Below are 14759 nucleotides of genomic sequence, written 5' to 3'. Positions count from 1 at the left end.
GTCAGTTCGAGGAGATGAGCTTCAGCTCGGGGTGGGCCGTGCCGCCCTCGATGGCGGTGGAGGAGATGTGCGAGACCACGCGGTCGTCGACCGGGTCGTTCGCCGGGTCCTCGTGCACGAGCAGGTGCTCGTACGTCGTCGCGCGCTGCGCCGGGACGCGACCCGCCTTGCGGATCAGGTCGATGATCTCCATGCGGTTGGAGCGGTGCTTGGCACCGGCCGAGGAGACGACGTTCTCCTCCAGCATGATCGAACCGAGGTCGTCGGCGCCGTAGTGCAGCGAGAGCTGGCCCGCCTCCTTGCCGACGGTGAGCCAGGAGCCCTGGATGTGGGCGATGTTGTCGAGGAAGAGGCGCGCGATGGCGATCATGCGCAGGTACTCGAACACCGTGGCCTGGGTACGGCCCTTGAGGTGGTTGTTCTCGGGCTGGTAGGTGTACGGGATGAAGGCGCGGAAGCCGCCCGTACGGTCCTGGGTGTCCCGGATCATCGCGATGTGCTCGATGCGCTCGGCGTTGGTCTCGCCGGTGCCCATCAGCATGGTGGAGGTGGACTCCACGCCCAGCCCGTGGGCGATCTCCATGATCTCCAGCCAGCGCTCGCCGGACTCCTTGAGCGGGGCGATCGCCTTGCGCGGCCGCTCCGGGAGCAGCTCCGCGCCGGCGCCCGCGAAGGAGTCGAGGCCGGCGGCGTGGATGCGCTTGATCGCTTCCTCGGCCGAGACCTTCGAGATCCGGGCCATGTGCTCGACCTCGGACGCGCCGAGGGAGTGGATGACCAGCTGCGGGTAGGCCTGCTTGATGGCGGAGAAGTGGTGCTCGTAGTACTCGACGCCGTAGTCGGGGTGGTGCCCACCCTGGAACATGACCTGCGTGCCGCCCAGTTCGACGGTCTCCGCGCAGCGGCGCAGGATGTCGTCGAGGTCGCGGGACCAGCCCTTCTTCGTGTCCTTGGGGGCCGCGTAGAAGGCGCAGAACTTGCACGCCGTGACGCACACGTTGGTGTAGTTGATGTTGCGCTCGATGATGTACGTCGCGATGTGCTCCGTACCGGCGTAGCGCAGCCGGCGCGCGGCGTCGGCGGCCTGGCCGAGGGCGTGCAGCGGAGCGTCGCGGTAGAGGTCGAGCGCCTCTTCCCTGGTGATCCGGCCCCCCGCGGCGGCTCGGTCGAGGACAGACTGGAGAGCGGCCTGGTCGGTCACCGGTGCGTCACCTTTCGGCTGTGTCGTTCGGCTGTGTCAAGGTTCCGGACCGATCCAGCCTACGCCAGGCCCGCCGGCCGCGGCCCGGAGGCCCTGCGGGCGCCTCCTCCCGCATCAGAGGCCCAGGCCGGCGCCGAGGCCGAGACCCGCGTACATCACGCCGGCCAGTGCGCCGCCCGCCATGAAGGGGCCGAAGGGGATCGGGCTCGTGCGGTCCGCCCGGCGCAGCGCGATCAGGGTGAGGCCGTGCACGGCGCCCGCGAGGAACGCGGCGAGGGTGCCGGCGAACAGCACGGGCCACCCGTACCAGCCGAGCACCTGCCCGACGGCGAGGGCGAGCTTGACGTCGCCGAAGCCCATGCCGCGGGGGTTGATGAGGAAGAGGAGGAAGTAGCAGGCACCGAGGACGAGTCCGCCGAGCAGCGCACGCGGCCAGGATCCGCCGGGGTCCCCGGACAGGGAGGCCGCCCCGAGGGCGGCGGCGGTCGTGGCGGCGAGCGGGAGGGTCAGTACGTCGGGCAGCCGGTGCACGGCCCGGTCGACGAGGCAGAGCAGGACGGTGAGGGGGGCCAGCAGCAGCCAGGCGACCAGCTCGGGGCGGGCGCCGACCCCGGCCCCCAAGGCGAGGCAGACCAGGGTGGTGGCGAGTACGGGCCCGCCCGCGGGCGCGTAGACGGCAGCGCTCCGTCCACTACGGGTGCCCGTGCGCTCGGCGCCGACGGGGGGTCCGGCAGGGCAGTGGGGGCAGGTGCCGCGCCCGAGCCAGCCTCCGGCCGGGCCGGTGAGGGGGTGTCCCGCCGGGCAGGCCGAGCGCCAGGCACTGCCCGCGTCGACCGAGAGGCGGTAGGCGGCGCGGGGCAGGAACAGGCCCGTCACCGCACCCCAGAGCGTGACCCCGGCGACGAACAGCGTGATGCCCACCTCAGCCCGCCACCGCGCGTCCGCGGCCCGGCGTGCCCGCGCGTTCCCGGATCCCCATTTCGACGCCCCCGCCCCGCACCCCGTGCCCTGGCGACGCACGCTAGCAGCGTCCCTGGGCCCCCTCAAGAAGCCGACGGCCGCACGCGCTCCCGCGAAGCGGGCGTGAAAGGGGAGGGCATTCCCGGTGAACGGCGCGGCCGCATTCACCGTCCCCGCATTCCCGCATTCCGGTATTCCGGCATACGGAAAGGTGAATGTGCCATAAGCCCCGCTAATACCCCTGGGTGGCCATGGGCAGAAGCTCCACGGCCACATCCGGCGCATAGCCCGTCGTCAGTCCCGTGCGTCGCGCGAATTCCCGTACGCCGGCCAGTTGATCGGGGCCGAAGCGGAAGTCGAGCGTGGTGAAGTACCGCTCCAGCAGTTCCGCGTCGAAGGCCTCCCAGCGGGCCGCCTGCTCGGCGACCTTGCCGACCTCCTCCAGGGACACGTCCCGGGAGGCGAGGAAGGCCTCGTGGACCTTGCGCACGACGCCCGGCTCACGTTCCAGGTAGTCCTTGCGGGCGGCCCAGACGGCGAAGACGAACGGCAGCCCGGTCCACTCCTTCCACATCGCCCCCAGGTCGTGGACGGCGAGCCCGAGCCGGGGTGCGTCGTGCAGCGAGGCCCGCAGGGCGGCGTCGCCGATGAGCACCGCCGCGTCCGCCTCCTGCATCATCAGCCCCAGGTCGGGCGGGCAGGTGTAGTAGTCGGGCTGGACCCCGTACTTCTCCGCGAGCAGCAGCTGGGCCAGGCGCACTGACGTTCGCGAGGTGGATCCGAGGGCGACGCGGGCGCCGTCCAGCTGCTCCAAGGGGACCTGCGAGACGATCACGCAGGACATGACGGGTCCGTCGCAGCCGACCGCGAGGTCGGGGAAGGCGACGAGTTCGTCCGCGTTGCGGAGGAACTCCACGAGGGTGATCGGGCCGATGTCCAGGCCGCCCTGGACAAGGCTCGCGCTGAGCTTCTCCGGGGTGTCCTTGGTCAGCTCCAGGTCCAGCAGCGTGCCGGTTCTGGCCAGCCCCCAGTAGAGGGGCAGGCAGTTCAGGAACTGAATGTGGCCGACGCGGGGCCGGCTGCGATAGACGTCCACATCGCGAGACTAGCCCCCGTGCCGCCGTCAGCCGTCTGGCGGGTCTCAAACGTCCGAGTGACGTGATCTTTCCCTCTGGTCTCGGCCGTAGGGTGCGTGCTAGGCTCATCGCAAGTTGCAGTTTGGTTTCCCTTGCAGTACGAGGCCTGCGGAGAATGTGACCCGCAGGCTTTTGTAGTTTTCAGACTTCTTAGCAGGTTCTGGAGCAGGGCGACCCTTTGGCCCATAGGAGGGCTCATGGCTACCGGAACCGTCAAGTGGTTCAACGCTGAAAAGGGCTTCGGCTTCATCGCCCAGGACGGCGGCGGCCCGGATGTCTTCGTCCACTACTCCGCGATCAACGCCTCCGGCTTCCGCTCCCTCGAGGAGAACCAGCTGGTGAACTTCGACGTCACCCAGGGTCCGAAGGGCCCGCAGGCGGAGAACGTCCAGCCGGCCTAGTCACCTGGGCCAACCAATCGCGGTTGGATATGCAGTACCCAAGGAGCCCTGTCCTCTCTGCGCGAGCAGAGTCGGCGGGGCTCCTGCCTTTTGCCCCGGCCGGGCGCCCACCCGGACCCGCGGCCGCGCCCACCCGGCACCGGGGGGCCGGAGCCCCAGCAGCGGCCGACCCCCGGCCCGCACTGCCATATCCCGTTGCATTCCTAGGGATCCTAGATTGAAACTAGGAATCCTAGGAACGGGAGGACGCATGGTGCGCGCAGGGCTGACGGCGGAGCGGGTGACCGTCGCGGGAGCAGAGCTGGCGGACGAGGCCGGGCTCGATCAGGTGACCATGGCGCGGGTGGCGCGCAGACTCGGCGTGAAGGACGCCAGTCTGTACGCGCACGTCCGCAGCCTCGAAGACCTCCGCGGGCGGATCGCCCTGCTGGCCGCCGACGAGAAGACGATGCGCATCGCGGAGGCGACCACCGGACTGGCGGGCAAGGACGCGCTGGTCGCGTTCGCCAACACCTGGCGGGAGTACGCCCACCAGCACCCGGGCCGGTACGCGGCGACCCAGACCCGGATCCGGATCGACCCCGAACTGGCCGCGAAGGCCCCCGGGCCGCGCCGCGCGGTCGAGCTGACCTACGGCATGCTGCGCGGCTACGGACTGCCCGAGCCCGACCTGACCGACGCCGTACGGCTGCTGCGCAGCACCTTCCACGGGTTCGTCGCACTGGAGGCCACGGGCGGGTTCGGGCACGAGCGCCCGCCGCAGGACTCCTGGGTCCGCGCCCTCGACGCCCTGCACACCCTCCTGCGGCACTGGCCCGCGTCCGCGGCGGACCCGGACGCCGGGGCAGGGGACTCCCGATGAACGCACCGACCACCGGCAGCCTGCGCGTGAGCGGCGCGACCCTGCACTACGAAGTGCGCGGCCGGGTCCCGCTCCTGCTGCTGATCCCGGGAGGGGCCGGCGGCGCGGCCACCTTCGACGGGATCGCCGACGACCTGGCCGCCGCGTACACGGTCGCGGCCTACGACCCGCGCGGCATGTCCGGGAGCACCCTGGACGAACCCGGGGCCGAACAGCGCGTGGCCGAACACGCCGACGACGCCTTCCGGATGCTGGAACTGCTGTCGCCCGGTCGGCCCGCCAGGGTCTTCGGCTCCAGCTCGGGCGCGATCGCCGCCCTGCACCTGCTCACCGCCCACCCCGAACGCATCGAACGCCTCGTCGCGCACGAGCCGCCGGTGGTGGAGGTCCTGCCGGACGCCGCCGACCACCGGGCACTCCTCGCGCGCGTCCAGGAGACGTTCGACGCACAAGGCCTCATGCCGGCGATGACCGTGTTCGCCGCGGGCCTGAAGAAGGACTCCGAGAAGGCCTCCGGGACGGCCGGCGCCACCCCCGCACCCCGGACCGGGCTCCCGCTCCCGCCGCAGGCGGCGGCGCGGGCCGCGCGAACGATGGCCAACCTGCCCTACTTCCTCGGGCGGATCGTGCCGGGCTTCATGTCCTGGTCCCCGGACCTCGACCGGCTGGCAGCGGTGTCGGACCGGCTCGTGCTCGCCTGCGGCCAGGACTCGCGCGGCGAGCTGCCGTACCGCCCGGCCGCGTTCCTGGCCGGCCGACTGGGCGCGGAGCTCCTGCACTTCCCCGGCGGGCACACCGGACTGACCACGCATCCCGCCGAGTTCGGCACGCTCCTGCGGAAGACCTTCCAGGGCCAGCCGTAGGAGCGCAACGGCCGGAGCCCCCGCAGGGCGGGGGCTCCGGTACTGCCGGGACTCGGGCGCGGCCGGGACGGTCACACCGGCCGCGCCCGAGGTTCAGGACTTCCGGGCGGGCTTGGCCGGCGGCTCGGTGACCGGCGGCACGGCCGCGGTGACGGTGATCTCGACGAAGAGGACCACCTTGTCCGAGATCCGCACGCGCAGCGTGTACGCGCCCGGGGCGACGCCCTTGGTGGACAGCTCCGGCAGGGCGATCCTGCCGTCCGCCCCGGTCGCCGGAAGTGCCAGCTCCGTGAGCTTCTTGCCTTCCTTGTCGAGGAAGTACGGGGTCACGCCCGCCTTCTCGGGGTCCGCCGGGACCCACTTCCCGTCCTCGCCCTTCGTCCCGAAGCCGGCCGTGGCCTTCGCCCCCGCGACCGGCTTGTCCTTCGCCGTCGCCAGGAACTCCACGCCCTTGATCGCGTCACCGGTCACCGCGACGATCGGCTTGTCCGCGCCCGCGCCGCTGCGGACCAGCTGGTCCGCCTCCGGGACGGGTACCGGCTTCGCCGGGGTCACCTTGCCGGCGATCCGCACGGAGATCTCGCTGGCGGTGGCGTAGCCCGTGGCGCGCAGGACGAAGGTGCCCGCCTTGGCGCCCGCCTTCAGCTTCGGCACCGTGACCAGGCCCTGGGCGTTCGTGTGCAGGACCGCGAACTCCTTGCCGTCGGCGGCGAAGAGGGTCCGGCCGGTGGTGTCCTGCTCGACCGTCACCACGATCACCTGGTCGGTGGCCGGCTTGCCGTCGCTCAGCAGCGCCTTGATCTGCGGAGCCTGTGCGAAGTCGGTCCCGGCCTCGGCGGTGAGCTCGGCGGAGCCGACCGTCACCAGCTTGTCCAGCCGCGCGGCCGGCGGAGTGGGCGTCGGGGTCGGAGTGGGGGTCGGGGTGGGGGTCGGAGTGGGCGTGGGCGTCGGGGTGGGCGGCGTCGGCGGCCTGGGCGCGGGCGGGGTCGGCGGCGTCGGCAGGACCGGCGGGTTCGGGGTCGGGTAGGTGCCGGCCGGCGGGTTCGGCACCGGGGTGACGCCGGCACCGGCCTGGTACTGCCGCATGTACCCGAGCACGGTCTTCACGTACTCGCGCGAGTTGTTGTAACTGAGGATCGCCTTGTCGAGCTGCGCGGCGTCGGAGAGGTTGCGGTCGCCCGCGCACAGGTAGAGGCCCGCGCCCAGCGTCGCGTCGTAGATGTTGTTGGGGTCGCGCTTGGCGTCGCCGTTGCCGTCGGCGCCCCAGGTCTTCCAGGTGGAGGGGATGAACTGCATCGGGCCGACCGCGCGGTCGTACACGGCGTCCGCGTCCCACTCGCCCTTGTCGGTGTCCTTGATCTCGGCGAAGCCGTTGCCGTCCAGGCGCGGTCCGCGGATCGGCTTCTCGGTGTACCCGTCCGCCTTGAGCCCGTAGCCGGAGGCGTGCACGGACTCGGTCCGGCCTATGCCCGCGAGCAGTTGCCAGGGCAGCCGGCAGCCGGGGAGCGCGGCGGCCACCGAGGTCTCGGCGCGCTTGTACGCGTCGAGGGCGGTCGCGGGTATGCCCGCGACGGCTCCCTCGGGGCTGGCGGCACCGGGCGGCGGCGGGTCGGCGACCAGGTCGGGCAGTTCCAGCCGGGCGTCGCCGCGGTCGGTGGCCTGCGGGCTGTCGGGGGTCGGTTCGGCTTCCCCGGCGCCCGCGATCGGCGTATTGGTCACGACCGCGGCGGTGGTCAGGCTGGCCGCGAGGGCGGCCGTGCACATGACTTTGCGCGAGGTGTTGACGAGGTGACGGTGAAGTGGCTTCACAGTGCGGCAATCCCCCCAGACGGAGGCCGGTCCGGGCCCCCGTAAAACGTAAAAACGTCACATCTTGCTACCCGCACGACCGATCGGGCCGTGGATGTCAACTGTCTATCAGGTCTTCGGACTCAACTCACCGGCGCCCCGGGAGATGTGCCACTCCATTCGTCTCGTCTTCACCGGGACCTTGGCCGGAAACCGGTCAGAGCCTTAAGTCCCTGCCCCATATGCCCTAATGGCACGTACTTGACCGCTCTATGGTCTTTATCCTTGGGGGATGGCAACCAGCAAGAAGGACCAGCGACGAGAGGCCCGCGAGCGGCTCCGTGAGGAACGCGAGGCGCAGGACCGGCGCGCGAAGGTGCGCGGACGCGTACTCATCGGCGGCACGCTGGTCGCCGTACTGGCCCTCGCGGTCGGCATCGGTGTCTACGCGGCGAAATCCTCCGGCGCCGACGACGAGGCCGCCGGCAAGCCGTTCGTCCAGCCGGCCAACACCACCGGCAAGGACGGGATCGTGATCCCGTACGGCAAGGCCGACGCGAAGAACGTCCTTTCCGTCTGGCTCGACCCGCGCTGCCCCTTCTGCGCGGGCGTGGAGATCGGCCTCGGCAGGACCTTCAAGGAGCAGGCGGACGCGGGCACATACCGCGTCGAGTACCACTTCACCACATTCCTGGACAAGGCGCTGGGCAGCGGCAAGGGCTCCAGGCGGGCGGTCAACGCCATGGGCGCGGCGGTGAACGAGAGCCCGGAGAAGTTCATGGAGTACCTGCAGGTGCTCTACAAGAACCACCCGACGGAGGAATCGGACGACAAGTTCGGCTCCACGGCCACCCTGCTGGACCTCGCGGACCAGGTCCCGGGCCTGCGCACGCCCGCCTTCAACAAGGCGGTCAAGGAACTCACCTACATGCCGTGGGCCGAGAAGGTCGGCCAGGCCTTCTTCGACCAGGGCAAGAAGCGCACCCCGGACGTGTCCGTCAACGGCAAGCAGCTCACGGTCAACTCGGGTCAGGGGATCGACTCGATCGCCCCGGACGCCTTCAAGAAGCTGATCTCCGAGAACCTCAAGCCGTAGCCGGCCGGGCGGACCGCACTCACGCGGCGGTGCCGTCGACCTCCATGGTCATGCGGGCCACGTGGAGAGCCAGGTAGGAGACCTCGTCCTCACTCAGCTGCTGCCCCAGCCGCAGCTCGACGATCGTCGCCAGCTGCTGCGCGGTGCGGGTCGCCTCCGGGTAGTGCTGGCGGATGCCCTTGCCGATCGTGGACTCGTGGCCCGTCAGCTGCCGGTGCTGCTGGACCCGCACGAAGAGGTAGCGCACGTGGGTGATGAACCGCGCCGCGCTCATGGACTCCTGGGGGACCTCCAGCCCGTACCGCTCCCGTACGACGGCGAGCATCTGCTGGATGATCCCGGTCATCGTGTAGGTGAAGGACAGGTCGCCCGAGGTGAAGCCGGCGTTGACGAGGTGCAGCGTGAGCGCGGTCGCCTCGGAGGCGTCCAGCTGGGGATCCACACGCGCGTTGATGGCCTGCAGCAGGCGCTGCGCCTGGGCGTACTCCTCGGCGTACAGGGTCTGGGCCTCGGCGCGCAGCGGGTACTCGACGACGATGCCCCGCGCGGCCCGGTCCAGCGCCCCGGCCACGTGGTCGGCGACGGCGATGGCCAGGGTGGGGCGAGTGGACTCGCGCCCCTCGATGCCGACCTCGCTGAGGGCGATCACGACGGCCCGCAGGACCTCCTCGCCGATGAGGGAGAGGACCTCGGCCAGGTGGTCGGGGTCACGGCCGTCGGCCGGGACGAAGACGCGCACGATCAGCTCGGGGTCGACGCGCTGGCCCTGACGGCAGTTGAAGCCGATGCCGCGCCCGGTGAGGATGACCTCCTGGCCCTGCTCGTCGCGCGCGAGGACCACGTTGTTGTTGAGGACACGCAGCGCCTTCACCGCCTGCCCTCCTTCCTGTCCGGGGTCCGGTTTCTTCCCATGGTCTCGCATTGCCCGCAGCCCGGGTCCCATCCCCTCCCGGACCGGTCCGGCGCGCGCCCGGGTCCCCGTACGGGACGCGGGCGCGCGCCGGACCGGTGGCGGGTCGTCACCGCCGTACGGTCACCACGGGGGCTCCGGCCGCGACGTCCTGTCCGGTGTGCGGCTCGACCGAGGCGAGGTCCGCGGTGTTGGTGACGGTCATGAGGGTGATCGTCGGGTGCTTGGCGGCGCGTACGGCATCGAGGTCGACCTCGACCAGGAGGTCGCCGGCGCGGACCCGCTGACCGGATTCGACGCGCACGTCGAAGCCCTCCCCGTTCATCTGCACCGTGTCGATGCCGATGTGGATGAGCACCTCGACGCCGTCCGCGGTGCGGATGCCGAAGGCGTGCCCGGTGCTGACGACGGTGACCAGTTCTCCGTCGACCGGGGCGACGACGTGGCCGTCGGCGGGCTCGATGCCCACGCCCTCGCCGAGCGCGCGGGAGGCGAAGACGGGGTCCCCGACCGCGTCGAGACCGACCACCCGGCCCGCGACCGGCGCCGCGAGCGTGATGCCCGGCCCGGCGACGGGAGTTCCGGCGGCCGAAGTTCCGGCGGCGGAGGCGGAACCCGCAGGAACACTGGCGGCGGGACCGGCGGAAGCCGTGGTGGAAGCCGTGGTGGCTCCGACGGTGACGAGCTCGCGGTCATCGGCCACCACGACGGCCTCGCCGCGGGCGGCGGCCTCGGCGGCCTCGACCGCGTCGCGCTCGGCGTTGGCCTGGACGCGCTCCTGCGGCGTGCGGAAGTCGGAGAAGTACACGAGCGCCATCGAGACGAAGAAGGACGCCGTGATCGCGATGCCGTAGGTGCCCATCGGGGAGAAGACCGGGATGGTCAGCAGCGAGGTGAAGGCGAAGGCCTTGGTGTCCACGCCGCCCAGGACGCCCACGATCACGCCGCCCACCAGGCAGCCCACGAGCATGCGCGGGTAGATCCGCTTGAAGCGCAGGTGGATGCCGTACAGCGAGGGCTCGGAGATGCCGCCGAGCAGACCCGCGGCCAGGGCGCCGACGGAGGTCTGGCGCATCTCCTTCTCCCGGTGGCGGATCGAGAGCAGCAGCACACCGGCGGTCGCGCCGAAGCAGGCGAAGTTCCAGGCGCCCATCGGGCCCTGGATGAAGTCGTAGCCGAGGGTGTTGATGTTCACCAGCATCAGCGCGTTCAGCGGCCAGTGCAGACCCAGCGGCACCAGGAACGGGTACAGCAGCGGAATCATGATCGCGAAGACGATCGGGGCGTTGCCGTTGAGCCACGACAGGCCCGAACCGAGGCCGTTGCCGGCCCAGACGCCCATCGGGCCGATGAGGAAGGCGGTGATCGGGATCATGATCAGCATGCTGAAGAACGGGACGAAGACCAGGTGCACGGTCTCCGGGAAGATCCGCTGCAGTCCCTTGTAGACCAGGGCGAGCACGGCGACCATCAGCAGCGGCACGAACACCTGGCCGCCGTAGTCGTTCAGCTGCATCGGCAGCCCGAAGACGTGCGCCACGCACTCCTGGGTGCCCAGCGTCCCGTTGGTGGTGCAGGTGATGCCGGGGATCCCGGACTTCGGGTTGAGCATGCCGGTGAAGTTCGGGGTCATCACCGCGGCCATCACCGCGGCGCCCACCCAGGGGTCGATCTTCAGCTTCTTGGCCGCGTTGTAGGCGACCATGATCGGCAGGAAGTACAGCACCGAGCGCCACATCGCGTCGACGAAGACCCAGGTGGCGGACTTGTCCGCGGCGCGGAAGTCGACCACGCCCAGGGCGTCGAGCACGGAGGCGATCGCGATGATGAGCGAGGAGCCGAGCAGCACGCCCATGAGCGGGCGGAACGAGTCGGAGAGGTACTCGAAGAAGTTGTCGACCCAGGCGTAGCGGCCGCGGCCCTTGGACCGGACCGCGGCCTTGACGTCCGCGTCGGACTGCGGGCGGGGCGTGCCGCCGGCGCTCATCGACGGCAGGTTCATGATCTCGGAGTAGACGCGTGCGACGGCTCCGCCGATCACGATCTGGAGGCGGTCACCGGACTGCGGCACGGTGGCCATGACGCCGCCGAGGGCGTCGAGCGCGGCCTGGTCGACCTTCTCCCCGTCGTGGAGCTGGAAGCGCAGCCGCGTGGCGCAGTGCGTCAGGCTCTCGATGTTCCCGGGTCCGCCGACGCCTCGGAGGATCTGCTCCGCCAGCGCGCCGGGCCCTGCTGTGGGTGTGTTCATGATGCGTCCTTGCATCCCTGGGCTGTTGCCGTCCTGCATCGGTCGCGACCTCTCACACCAGGATTCGGGCAACAAAAAAGGCCCGGGTCGCGCCAACGGCGCTACCCAGGCCTTGCCTCCCCTCGAGCGGCGCGCCGCCGTGGCATCGCGCGGGGCGATGACGGTGACGACCTCGGGGAGTAACAATCCTGTGATCGAGATCGATCGGAATTCACCTTACACCGAGCACACAACGACCCGGCGGCCGTCGGGGGCGGCGGCGGGGAGACGTCCGTCACGGGGTCCCGTGCCGCCGCCCGCGTCCGGCCGAGGTCAGGTGGAGGCCGGCGCTCCGGGGGCGGACGCCTCCCAGCAGGCACCGCAGTAGTGGGTGGCCGTCACACCCTTGGCGCGGGCACGGTCCACGGCGACCCGAGCCCGCGCGGCGGTCCGGTTCGCGTCGCGGATCACCCAGATGGTGACGGCGAAGATCAGCACCCCGGCGAGGACCCCGACCGCCGTGAGCCACGGCCAGCCCTTGTCCTCGGCGTAGTACTTGCCCGCGGCCCCGGCCACGAGGGCGAACACGGTCCCCTCGGCGAAGTGCGTGCACCCACTGGTCTCCAGTGCCCGACCGATCAGCACGGTGGTCGGAGCCCCGCAATGCGGGCACGGCACCGTCTCTACGGGCTTGCCGAGGCCGAGGGGATCGGGGGCGGGGTTGGGCGGGGCGGGGACGGCTTGAGCGCGGCCGGCTTGAGCGGGGACGGTTCGGCCTGCGTCCGACGGGCCGTGGGCCGCATTGCCATGGGCGGCATTGCCGTGGGCGACACTGCCGTGGGCCGCCTGGTCATGCTCCATCTGCCGGTTGCCTGCCTGGCCGTTGCCCCGCCCGTCGCTGCCCGCCCCGTTCGTCATGGCCCCATGATGACCTCGACCTACGTGCGCACGTCAACCGGCGGAAGTCCGAAGTCCGCAGTCGAGGAGCGCCCGCCCGCCACCCCACCGGGAACCCTCCCGCCTCACAGGCGGGCCCACACCGTCTTCCCCGGCCCGCCCGACGCGCGCGGCCCGACGCCCCACTCCCGCGCCACCGCCCGTACGAGCTCCAGCCCGCGCCCGCTCTCCGCCGACCAGGCGTCCACCGCGGCCGCCGCCTCCGGTGGCTCCCGGTCACCCCGGGCATCGCTCACCTCCACCCGGACGGGACTCCAAGGTCCCGGCCGGCCCGCAGCTGGCCGTGACTCCCACCGCCTGGGCCGCGTTCCTCGGTGGGGTCTCGGAGGCGTAGGACTGGGGGCCACCCGTCGTGGCCCCCTCGCCTTCCGCTTGTGGTCAGCCGAGCAGTGCCTTGATGGCGGTGATGACGGGAACTCCCGCTTCTCCGATGAGCGTCGCAATTCCGGAGAATGTCCGGAGGATTCTCTTGAATCTCTCCTCGGACGGATTCTCTCGGATCTCTTCGACCGCCGCGTCGACTTCCGCCCGGTCGCTGGTGTCCAGGTGCTGCCTCATCGCCTGGACTTCTTCGAGGAGCTTTTCAACGGCCGATGCTTCCGGCGCCGATCCGCCGACGTATTTACCTCCGGCCACGATGTCACCTGAGCCCGAGTGCGAGGCCTTGCCGATGCTCCCGGGTCCGTACTGCGTGTACTGGTCGCCGCCCATCAGCGGCCACCTCCCCTGATGTCGCCGGAGCCGCTGTGCTGGGCGACGCCGATGGCCCCGGCTCCGTACTGCTTGATCTGGTCCCCCATCACCGCCTCCTTGATGTTGATGGTCACCGGGGCGGAGTTGGGCTTGCCGATGGCCTTGGTGATCTCGTAGACGAGGTTCTGGATTTCGGACTGGTCCAGGGACCACACGGCATCGCGCTGGGTGCCCGAGGTGTTGAGGACGAGGCCGTACACCGGCGGCCTGCTGATGACCTGCACGAGCTGCCAGATCAGCAGACCGAGGACGACGACCATGATGATCGCGGCGACGTTCCCGAAGATGGCCGTCGCGATCCCGCCGACGACCAGGCAGAGCAGAGCGCGACGGATGAACTGTTTCCAGGCCGCACCCTTGTTGACCTCCAATACGCGCTGTCCGACGTGGGAGATGTTGCGCAGTGGATAGGCCTCGCCTTCGACCCACACCACACCTTCTTGCACCCGGACTTGAACTGTGGAATTACCGTCCGCCATTTTGCGCCCCCCTGGCTCTTTTTGGCGTTGACGGCTCGAAGTGTATGGCGGGTCCGACCGACCACGTAGGGATTGGACCATTTCGACGTAGTCATGATCGGTTCCAGATTCCGCTTGACAGCAAAGGCGGCGGAATTCCCCCTTCCGGAGGGGAGCTGCGGGGTGCCTGTGCTGCGGGTTGGTCGGGGGCGTTGACAGGGTCCGGGGGGAGCCCGGCAGTCCAGCGTCCTTTCGGTGCGGGCCGGCCCCTCAAGGGCGCTCCCTGCGGTCGCGTCGCTGCGCGATGGCCTTCGGCCACCCTTGACCGACCGACCCACCCCGAAACGCCACAAGACTTCCGGGATCCCCCCGAGGAACGGCCGGGAGGGACGATGAGGAGGAGCGGGCAGACTGGCAGACCCCAGGCCCTTTCCCGCCGGTCATCCGCACCCGACACCCATCAGCACCACCCAGCCGGACGGAACAGACACCCGGGGAGCTCGGAGCACCCAGGACCGGGCGGTCGGACACCCTTGCCGAGACTTCGCGCCGCCAGCATGAGCGTAAGGACGACCACCACCCCCGGGCGGTCGGTGGGCGCATCAGATCGCTACACACTCCCACTCGGCTTAGCGGCAACCGACCGTCCGTGGCCGAGCAATCGAAACGATCACATCTCGGATGCTAAAGACGAAAGATCAGGTCCGCTAGGACCACTAGGACCAACACAGACTCTCAGGTCCTCAGGGCCCTGAGAGTCTGTAGTGGTCCTAGCGGACCTGAGGGCCCGTGACGGTCCTAGCGGTCTGAGGGTCCGTGGTGGTCCTGAGGGTCTTGGGGGTCTTGGGGGGTCTGCGGATCGTCGCCGGACGGCCTCAGACCACTGCCGGCCCATGGGCGGGCCTATATCCAGATCCAGCCACAGACGGTCGTCAGTCGCTAAGCCGAGTGGGATGGGTGTGGTGGGTGGGCGGCTTGCGCCCAATCACAGACGGCCGATGGTCGCTGAGCCGAGTGGGATGGGTGTGGTGGGTGGGCGGCTTATGCCCAACCACAGACGGCCGATGGTCGCTAAGCCGAGAGGGATGGGTGTGGTGGGTGGGCGGCTTATGCCCAACCACAGACGGCCGATGGCCGCTAAGCCGAG

General features: G+C 70.5%; 15 protein-coding genes. 5 read left to right on the top strand and 10 right to left on the bottom strand.

Annotated features, from left to right (window positions below):
* Position 1 precedes the first annotated feature (1 nt).
* The 3 genes from mqnC to OG389_RS22260 all read right to left on the bottom strand — a co-directional run bounded on the left by mqnC (position 2) and on the right by OG389_RS22260 (position 3257).
* Positions 2 to 1201 carry a cyclic dehypoxanthinyl futalosine synthase gene (gene mqnC, locus OG389_RS22270; protein WP_328300229.1) on the bottom strand — a complete coding sequence of 400 codons (1200 nt, stop codon included), beginning with the start codon at positions 1199 to 1201 and terminating at the stop codon, positions 2 to 4.
* 114 nt (positions 1202 to 1315) lie between these two features.
* Positions 1316 to 2122 carry a prepilin peptidase gene (locus OG389_RS22265; protein WP_328300228.1) on the bottom strand — a complete coding sequence of 269 codons (807 nt, stop codon included), beginning with the start codon at positions 2120 to 2122 and terminating at the stop codon, positions 1316 to 1318.
* A 271-nt stretch (positions 2123 to 2393) separates the two neighbouring features.
* Positions 2394 to 3257 carry a menaquinone biosynthetic enzyme MqnA/MqnD family protein gene (locus OG389_RS22260; protein WP_328300227.1) on the bottom strand — a complete coding sequence of 288 codons (864 nt, stop codon included), beginning with the start codon at positions 3255 to 3257 and terminating at the stop codon, positions 2394 to 2396.
* 237 nt (positions 3258 to 3494) lie between these two features.
* Between OG389_RS22260 and OG389_RS22255 the strand changes: the two genes are divergently transcribed.
* The 3 genes from OG389_RS22255 (at position 3495) to OG389_RS22245 (ending at position 5423) form a co-directional block, all read left to right on the top strand.
* Complete coding sequence (locus OG389_RS22255; RefSeq protein WP_328300226.1) at positions 3495 to 3698, top strand: cold-shock protein; 204 nt, start codon at positions 3495 to 3497, stop codon at positions 3696 to 3698.
* 250 nt (positions 3699 to 3948) lie between these two features.
* Complete coding sequence (locus tag OG389_RS22250; protein ID WP_328300225.1) at positions 3949 to 4560, top strand: TetR/AcrR family transcriptional regulator; 612 nt, start codon at positions 3949 to 3951, stop codon at positions 4558 to 4560.
* On the top strand, positions 4557 to 5423 hold the full coding sequence (locus tag OG389_RS22245) for an alpha/beta fold hydrolase (protein WP_328300224.1): 867 nt from the start codon (positions 4557 to 4559) through the stop codon (positions 5421 to 5423). Before OG389_RS22250 ends, OG389_RS22245 begins: the two co-directional genes overlap by 4 nt.
* Before the next feature lie 93 nt (positions 5424 to 5516).
* Here OG389_RS22245 and OG389_RS22240 read toward each other — a convergent pair whose 3' ends face one another.
* Positions 5517 to 7232 (bottom strand): lytic transglycosylase domain-containing protein, encoded by a 1716-nt coding sequence (locus tag OG389_RS22240; RefSeq protein WP_328300223.1) that lies wholly within the window; start codon positions 7230 to 7232, stop codon positions 5517 to 5519.
* A 271-nt stretch (positions 7233 to 7503) separates the two neighbouring features.
* Between OG389_RS22240 and OG389_RS22235 the strand changes: the two genes are divergently transcribed.
* Positions 7504 to 8307 (top strand): thioredoxin domain-containing protein, encoded by an 804-nt coding sequence (locus OG389_RS22235; protein ID WP_328300222.1) that lies wholly within the window; start codon positions 7504 to 7506, stop codon positions 8305 to 8307.
* A 19-nt stretch (positions 8308 to 8326) separates the two neighbouring features.
* On the opposite strand, the gene OG389_RS22230 is transcribed toward OG389_RS22235, so the two are convergent.
* The 4 genes from OG389_RS22230 to OG389_RS22215 form a co-directional block, all read right to left on the bottom strand.
* On the bottom strand, positions 8327 to 9178 hold the full coding sequence (locus OG389_RS22230; protein WP_328300221.1) for a PRD domain-containing protein: 852 nt from the start codon (positions 9176 to 9178) through the stop codon (positions 8327 to 8329).
* 148 nt (positions 9179 to 9326) lie between these two features.
* Positions 9327 to 11465, bottom strand: a complete 2139-nt coding sequence (locus tag OG389_RS22225) for a glucose PTS transporter subunit IIA (protein WP_328300220.1) — start codon at positions 11463 to 11465, stop codon at positions 9327 to 9329.
* A gap of 312 nt (positions 11466 to 11777) precedes the next feature.
* On the bottom strand, positions 11778 to 12362 hold the full coding sequence (locus tag OG389_RS22220; protein ID WP_328300219.1) for a hypothetical protein: 585 nt from the start codon (positions 12360 to 12362) through the stop codon (positions 11778 to 11780).
* Positions 12363 to 12466: 104 nt separating this feature from the next.
* Positions 12467 to 12637: a hypothetical protein gene (locus OG389_RS22215; protein WP_328300218.1), complete on the bottom strand. Its 171-nt coding sequence runs from the start codon at positions 12635 to 12637 to the stop codon at positions 12467 to 12469.
* Between OG389_RS22215 and OG389_RS36805 the strand changes: the two genes are divergently transcribed.
* Complete coding sequence (locus OG389_RS36805) at positions 12607 to 12735, top strand: DUF397 domain-containing protein (protein ID WP_443059321.1); 129 nt, start codon at positions 12607 to 12609, stop codon at positions 12733 to 12735. The two genes, OG389_RS22215 and OG389_RS36805, sit on opposite strands and share 31 nt — an antisense overlap.
* 44 nt (positions 12736 to 12779) lie before the next feature.
* Here the strand turns inward: OG389_RS36805 and OG389_RS22210 are convergent, their stop codons facing one another.
* Both OG389_RS22210 and OG389_RS22205 read right to left on the bottom strand, forming a co-directional pair.
* Complete coding sequence (locus OG389_RS22210) at positions 12780 to 13112, bottom strand: hypothetical protein (protein ID WP_328300217.1); 333 nt, start codon at positions 13110 to 13112, stop codon at positions 12780 to 12782.
* Positions 13112 to 13633: a DUF6232 family protein gene (locus tag OG389_RS22205; RefSeq protein WP_328300216.1), complete on the bottom strand. Its 522-nt coding sequence runs from the start codon at positions 13631 to 13633 to the stop codon at positions 13112 to 13114. The genes OG389_RS22210 and OG389_RS22205 overlap by 1 nt, the downstream gene beginning before the upstream one ends.
* Positions 13634 to 14759 lie beyond the last annotated feature (1126 nt).

Source organism: Streptomyces sp. NBC_00435, assembly GCF_036014235.1.
In the GTDB taxonomy this organism is placed as follows: domain Bacteria; phylum Actinomycetota; class Actinomycetes; order Streptomycetales; family Streptomycetaceae; genus Streptomyces.
The sequence above is the reverse complement of the archived record's forward strand: the minus strand, read 5'-3'. Positions and strand labels throughout refer to the sequence as shown.

Bases quoted from the DNA above. Each gene is read 5' to 3' on its own strand.
- OG389_RS22220 (WP_328300219.1), bottom strand. From the start codon at position 12,362: ATGACGAACGGGGCGGGCAGCGACGGGCGGGGCAACGGCCAGGCAGGC.
- OG389_RS22235 (WP_328300222.1), top strand. From the start codon at position 7,504: ATGGCAACCAGCAAGAAGGACCAGCGACGAGAGGCCCGCGAGCGGCTC.
- OG389_RS22205 (WP_328300216.1), bottom strand. From the start codon at position 13,633: ATGGCGGACGGTAATTCCACAGTTCAAGTCCGGGTGCAAGAAGGTGTG.
- OG389_RS22255 (WP_328300226.1), top strand. From the start codon at position 3,495: ATGGCTACCGGAACCGTCAAGTGGTTCAACGCTGAAAAGGGCTTCGGC.
- OG389_RS22225 (WP_328300220.1), bottom strand. From the start codon at position 11,465: ATGAACACACCCACAGCAGGGCCCGGCGCGCTGGCGGAGCAGATCCTC.
- OG389_RS22210 (WP_328300217.1), bottom strand. From the start codon at position 13,112: ATGGGCGGCGACCAGTACACGCAGTACGGACCCGGGAGCATCGGCAAG.
- OG389_RS22250 (WP_328300225.1), top strand. From the start codon at position 3,949: ATGGTGCGCGCAGGGCTGACGGCGGAGCGGGTGACCGTCGCGGGAGCA.
- OG389_RS22245 (WP_328300224.1), top strand. From the start codon at position 4,557: ATGAACGCACCGACCACCGGCAGCCTGCGCGTGAGCGGCGCGACCCTG.